Raw genomic sequence first — 5861 nt, forward strand, 5'->3', positions numbered from 1 at the left:
CTCTCTTTGGAGTCACTTCGCAAAGCAACCTCCCGGTAGGTCTGCCATTCGGCAGACCATCGGGAGGTTGCTTAACATGCTCGGCGCCTGCCAGGGTGCCATCGGCGCCCTCGCGGCATCCGGCTAATTACCGCAGAACAGCAATCGCGGCAGCGGGCGCGCCGCAGCGCTGGCAGGCAGCCCCCGCTAGCGCGTCCGCGAACGCGTCAAGAGCTGCCTCTCCGCGCCTACATGCCCGCCTTCAGCTCGAGCAGTGCATCGCGCAGCTCGGCGGCGCGCTCGAACTGGAGGTTCTTCGCCGCGTCCTTCATCTCCGCTTCCAGCCGCTGAATCAAAGACTGGCGCTCCTTCTTCGACATCTTGTCGATGGCCTCGGCGCCTGTGAGATAAGAGCTCTTCTGCTCCGCCACCTTCGTCGCCTCGATGACGTCGCGCACCTTCTTGCGGATCGTCTGCGGCGTAATGCCGTGCTTCTCGTTGTACGCCGTCTGGATCGTGCGCCTACGCTCCGTCTCGCCGATCGCCTTCATCATCGAATCCGTCATCTTGTCGCCGTACATGATAACGCGGCCTTCGGAGTTCCGCGCCGCGCGGCCGATCGTCTGGATGAGCGACCGTTCCGCGCGCAGGAACCCTTCCTTGTCGGCGTCCAGTATCGCCACCAAAGACACCTCCGGCAAGTCCAACCCTTCCCGCAGCAGGTTGATGCCGACGAGCACGTCGAACGTGCCGAGACGCAGGTCGCGCAGAATCGCCATCCGCTCGAGCGTCTTCACGTCGGAGTGGAGGTAGTTGACCTTGATGCCGACCTCCTTCAGGTAGTCGGTCAGGTCCTCCGCCATCTTCTTCGTTAACGTCGTTACGAGCACGCGCTCGTCCTTGGCGATCCGGTTCCGGATCTCGCCGAGCAGGTCGTCGATCTGCCCCTTCGTCGGACGCACCTCGATGATCGGATCGACCAGCCCTGTCGGCCGGATGATCTGCTCGACCATCGTCGGGCAATGCTCCAGCTCATAAGGGCCCGGCGTCGCCGAGACGTAGATCAATTGATTCGCCTTCTGCTCAAACTCCTCGAACCTCAGCGGCCGGTTATCCTTCGCGGACGGCAGCCGGAAGCCGTGGTCGACGAGCACCGTCTTGCGCGCCTGGTCCCCGTTGTACATCGCCCGGATCTGCGGCAGCGTCACGTGCGACTCGTCGATCACAATCAAGAAGTCCTTCGGGAAGAAGTCCAGCAGCGTATAAGGCGTGGCGCCCCGCTCGCGGAACGTCAGCGGGCCCGAGTAGTTCTCGATGCCGGAGCAGAAGCCCATCTCCGCCATCATCTCGAGATCGTACCGCGTCCGCTGCTCCAGCCGCTGCGCCTCCAGCAGCTTGCCGGCTTCGCGCAGCTCGGCCAGCCGCTCCTCCAGCTCCCGCTCGATGTTTACGATCGCTACCTTCATCTTCTCCTCGGCGGTCACGAAGTGAGACGCCGGGAAGATCGCGACGTGCTCGCGCTCGCCGACGATCTCGCCCGTCAGCGTGTCGATCTCGCAGATGCGTTCGATCTCGTCGCCGAACAGCTCCACCCGGATCGCGCGGTCCCCATGCGAAGCCGGGAAGATCTCCACCACGTCGCCCCGCACCCGGAACGTGCCGCGGACGAAGTTCAAGTCATTGCGCTGGTACTGAATGTCCACCAGCTTGTGCAGAATGGCGTTGCGCGGCTTCTCCATGCCGACCCGCAGGCTGAGCCGCAGATCGCGGTACTCCTCCGGCGAACCCAAGCCGTAGATGCACGAGACGCTCGCCACGATGATGACGTCCCGCCGCTCGAACAGCGCCGACGTCGCGGAGTGGCGCAGCTTGTCGATCTCCTCGTTGATGCTCGAATCCTTCTCGATGTACGTATCCGTCGAAGGAATATACGCCTCCGGCTGATAATAATCGTAGTAGCTGACGAAGTACTCGACCGCATGGTTCGGGAAGAACTCCTTGAACTCGCTGCATAGCTGAGCCGCCAGCGTCTTGTTGTGCGCGATCACGAGCGTCGGCCGGTTCGCCTTAGCGATCGTGTGCGCGATCGTGAACGTCTTGCCCGTTCCGGTCGCCCCGAGCAAGGTCTGATGCTTCATGCCGGCTTCCAGTCCCTCGGTCAGCTGCCGGATCGCTTCCGGCTGATCGCCCTGGGGCGTGTAATCCGAGACGACCTGAAAGTTCGCCGGTTCGTACGCGATAGGCGTATCCGCCATCGTTCGCCACCTCCATTTTCACAAGTAATCATCTATATCCAGACCGTCCGAAAAATCAGAATATACGTTCCCATCCATTATAACGGGTATATCGTCCATATTCAATGTCCTGTATAATAAAGGCAATTAACATACGCAGATTACGCCGGGAGGTTGACGAATGGGACTGTTTGATTTCTTAAAAGGCCAATTTATCGAGGTCATCGAATGGCTGGACGACAGCGGCTCGATGGTGCATCGGTTCCCCGCTTACGACAATGCGATCAAGATGGGCGCCAAGCTGGTCGTCCGCGAATCGCAAGCGGCTATATTCGTTAATGAAGGCCAGATCGCCGATGTTTTCGGCCCGGGCACTTATACGCTCAGCACGCAGAACATGCCGGTAATGACGGCACTCCGATCGTGGAAGCACGGGTTCAACTCCCCTTTCAAAGCGGATGTCTTCTTCGTCAGCATGGCCAACTTCACGAACCTGAAGTGGGGCACGACGAACCCGATCATTATGCGGGACGCCGAGTTCGGGGTCGTTCGGCTTCGCGGCTTCGGCACCTATTCGCTCCGCGTGAAGGATCCGGCCGTGTTCCTGCGGGCGCTGATCGGGACGCAGAGCGGCTTCACGACGGATCAGATCGCCGGCTTCTTCAAGTCGATGCTCGTCACGGGCATTACGGACTTGTTGGGCGAATCCAACATCCCGGTCACCTATCTGGCCGCGTCCTACGAGGAACTGAGCGAGAAGGCGATGGAGCGCGTGCAGCCGGGCTTCGAGGGGATGGGACTTGAGCTGACGCTGCTGCTGATCGAGAATTTGTCCCTCCCCGAAGAGGTGGAGAAGGCGATCGACCGGCGTTCCGCGATGGGGGCGGTCGGCAACCTGGAGCAATATATGAAGTTCCAGACGGCGGAAGCCATCCGCGAGGCGGCGAACCATCCGGACGGCGGCGCGGCCGGGACCGGGGCGGGACTTGGCGCGGGCATGGCGATGGCGCAGATGATCGGGCAGATGATGAATCGTCCGGTCGAAAATAATGCCGCCGCGCCAGCCGGCAATGCGCCGCCGGCTCCGGCGACGGGAGGCGGAGGCGCGATCAGCCGTACGGACGATGCGAGGGTTGGCGCAGGCGCGGACGGCAGCGCGAACAGCGGTGCGGACAGCGGCGCGAACGACGCGGCCCGGCCGCCGAAGCGGTTCTGCTCCGAATGCGGCGAGAAGCTGTTCGACGGCGCTAAATTCTGCTCTTATTGCGGCACGAAGGCATAGGGAGGGATGGCGATGGACGCGCAGACGCAGGCGGCGCCGATCTCCTTCCCTTGCTCGGGCTGCGGAGGCGCGATGGCGTTCGATTCCGAGAGCCAGACGCTGAAGTGCCCGTATTGCGGCGGCGAGCATCCGATTCCGGAATCGGACGTGCGGCCGATCGAGCATGAATACGATGCGGAGGATGACGAAGAGAGTCCCGAAGCGACGGACTGGGGAGTGGCGCAGCAGACGATTCATTGCGAGAGCTGCGGCGGCGAGACGATCATTCCGGCGCTGCAAACGGCGGGAGCCTGCGTGTTCTGCGGCTCTCCGAAGGTGCTGAGCCAAGGGGATAAGGCCAGTATGCGGCCGGAGACGATGATCCCTTTTCAAGTGTCGATGGAAGAAGCCGTCGCCTCGTTCCGCGCGTGGAAGAAAAAGCGCTGGTTCGTGCCGAACGCCTTCAAGAAGGGAAGCGTCAAATCCAAGCTGACCGGCATCTATATCCCCTTCTGGACGTACGACGCGGACACCGCCTCCTCCTACTCGGCCGAGCGTGGCGATTACCACTACCGGACCGTCACGCGCACGAGAACCGTCAATGGGAAAACGGAGACGTACACCGCAACCGAACGGTATACGGTGTGGCACCGCGTCAGCGGCGACTACGGCCGCTCGTTCGACGACATTCTCATTCCCGCTTCCGGCCAATATGAGACGAAGCTGCTCGAGAAGCTCGGCAACTTCGATCTGGCAGAGCTGACGGGCTACAAGCCCGAATATTTGAGCGGATTCATCGCCGAGCGTTACTCGATCGACCGCAGGCAAGGGTGGGAGCTCGCGGAGGAGCAGATCGACGCCGCGCTGCGCGAAGAGATCGAGGGCGAGATCGGCGGAGACGAGATTCGCGGGCTTCGTATTCGAACAGGCATTTTCAACCGCACTTATAAACATGTACTGCTGCCGGTGTGGAACGCCAACTACTCGTACCGCAGCAAGACTTACCGCTATATGGTGAACGGCCAGACAGGCCTCGTGGCCGGACATGCGCCGCGCAGCGCGGTCAAAATCACGTTCTTCGTCCTTGTCCTGCTGGCGGCGGCGGCGGCTGCCCTTTATCTATACGTACAATACGGCTAGTGATGCGGCGGCCGTTCGGCTGCGAATGGAACTGCTCCTCGCGGCTAGCCGATGAGCTTTAACCCGACAGCCGAGCAGACGACCAGCGCCAGGCAGAGAAGCCGCAGCCCATGGCGCGATTCGCCGTAGAACAGCATGCCGATGACCGTCGCGCCAACCGTGCCGATTCCCGTCCAGATGGCATAAGCCGTCCCCATCGAGATGGACTGCATCGCAATCGTCAATAACGAGAAGCTGATCACGAACCCGCAAGCCAATACGGCGAAGCCCGCCGCGCGCTTGCGGGTATTCATCATGTTCAGGCCGAAGACGCCGATGACCTCGCCCAATCCTGCCAGCACCAAACAGATCCACGCCATCAGCGATCACCTTCTTTCCCGGCTTCGGAGTCATGTCCCGTCGTCAGCTTCAAGCCGGCGATGCCGATGATCATCACGGCGATCAGCGCCAGCTTGGCGCCATTCAGCTCCACACCGAAGAAGACCGATTCCCCGATCACCGTCCCTGCAGCGCCGATGCCGGTAAACACCGCATAGGTCGTGCCTACCGGAAGCACCCTGCTCACCGTAATCATCACCCAGAAGCTGAAGGCGATTGTTGCCAACGTCAGCAGCCACGTCCACCAGCTGTTCGCATGCTTCAAGCCCGCTACCCAGCCGATCTCGCTTAATCCCGCCACAACGAGCAGCAACCAATATCGATTCATGATGCAGACCCCCTCTGTCCCATTGTTGTCCTGCCCAGCAAGACATAGACGGATAGAAAAACCCGGAAGCATCTCAAGCCAGCCGCCGCAACATGGTCGTTGCGTTCGCCGCCTGCGATACTCCCGGGCTTTTGTCCCTCCGTGTACGCCGAACTCGCGGATCGGCGCGTTCCCTCTCGGACCAGGCCGCACCAGCCGCTTCCGTTCCGGAAGCCGATGCGCGGAACCCTAGGGAACCCTTCGCTTCATTGCGTTCTATCCTAGCAATACCTCTAGCATTCGTCAACTGCCTATCTTCTCGCCTTGCGCGGCGGAAGCGCGTCCGGATCGCTCGATCCGTCGCCGCCCGGTTGCGCAGGGGCGGCTGCGGCTTGCGCAGCGCCGCCGTTCGCTCCGGCGGCAGACACCTCGCCGGACGCCGTGCCTTCCGGCGCCGCCATCGCTGGCGCGGCGCCCCCGTCTCCGGCAGGCGGCTCCTGCGCTTCGCCTGCCGCCAGCTCGCGCGCCGCCCCCGCCGCTTCGGCCTCGGCTTCGGCAGCGC

5 protein-coding genes, 1 pseudogene and 1 riboswitch are annotated in these 5861 nt (G+C 62.1%); of the genes and pseudogenes, 2 read left to right on the plus strand and 4 right to left on the minus strand.

Annotated elements, in window-relative coordinates; all coding sequences use genetic code 11:
- Positions 1-227 precede the first annotated feature (227 nt).
- Complete coding sequence (gene uvrB, locus H4Q31_RS18655) at positions 228-2234, minus strand: excinuclease ABC subunit UvrB (protein WP_185180578.1); 2007 nt, start codon at positions 2232-2234, stop codon at positions 228-230.
- Positions 2235-2394: 160 nt separating this feature from the next.
- Between uvrB and H4Q31_RS18660 the strand changes: the two genes are divergently transcribed.
- Entirely contained in the window at positions 2395-3495 is a 1101-nt protein-coding gene (locus H4Q31_RS18660) for an SPFH domain-containing protein (protein ID WP_185180579.1), read from the plus strand.
- 12 nt (positions 3496-3507) lie between these two features.
- The gene (locus H4Q31_RS18665) at positions 3508-4614 is read left to right on the plus strand and encodes a TFIIB-type zinc ribbon-containing protein (RefSeq protein ID WP_245347356.1); all 1107 of its coding nucleotides are present in this window, start codon (positions 3508-3510) and stop codon (positions 4612-4614) included.
- Positions 4615-4658: 44 nt separating this feature from the next.
- Here the strand turns inward: H4Q31_RS18665 and H4Q31_RS18670 are convergent, their stop codons facing one another.
- The 3 genes and pseudogenes from H4Q31_RS18670 to H4Q31_RS18680 all read right to left on the minus strand — a co-directional run.
- Entirely contained in the window at positions 4659-4973 is a 315-nt protein-coding gene (locus tag H4Q31_RS18670; RefSeq protein ID WP_185180581.1) for a DMT family transporter, read from the minus strand.
- Positions 4973-5320, minus strand: coding sequence for a DMT family transporter (locus H4Q31_RS18675; protein ID WP_185180582.1), 348 nt, complete (start codon positions 5318-5320; stop codon positions 4973-4975). The genes H4Q31_RS18670 and H4Q31_RS18675 overlap by 1 nt, the downstream gene beginning before the upstream one ends.
- Before the next feature lie 118 nt (positions 5321-5438).
- A riboswitch (guanidine-I (ykkC/yxkD leader) is annotated at positions 5439-5563 on the minus strand.
- A 47-nt stretch (positions 5564-5610) separates the two neighbouring features.
- Positions 5611-5861, minus strand: a pseudogene (locus H4Q31_RS18680) (hypothetical protein); the annotation flags it as partial.

Source organism: Cohnella lubricantis, from assembly GCF_014212015.1.
Classification (GTDB): domain Bacteria; phylum Bacillota; class Bacilli; order Paenibacillales; family Paenibacillaceae; genus Cohnella; species Cohnella lubricantis.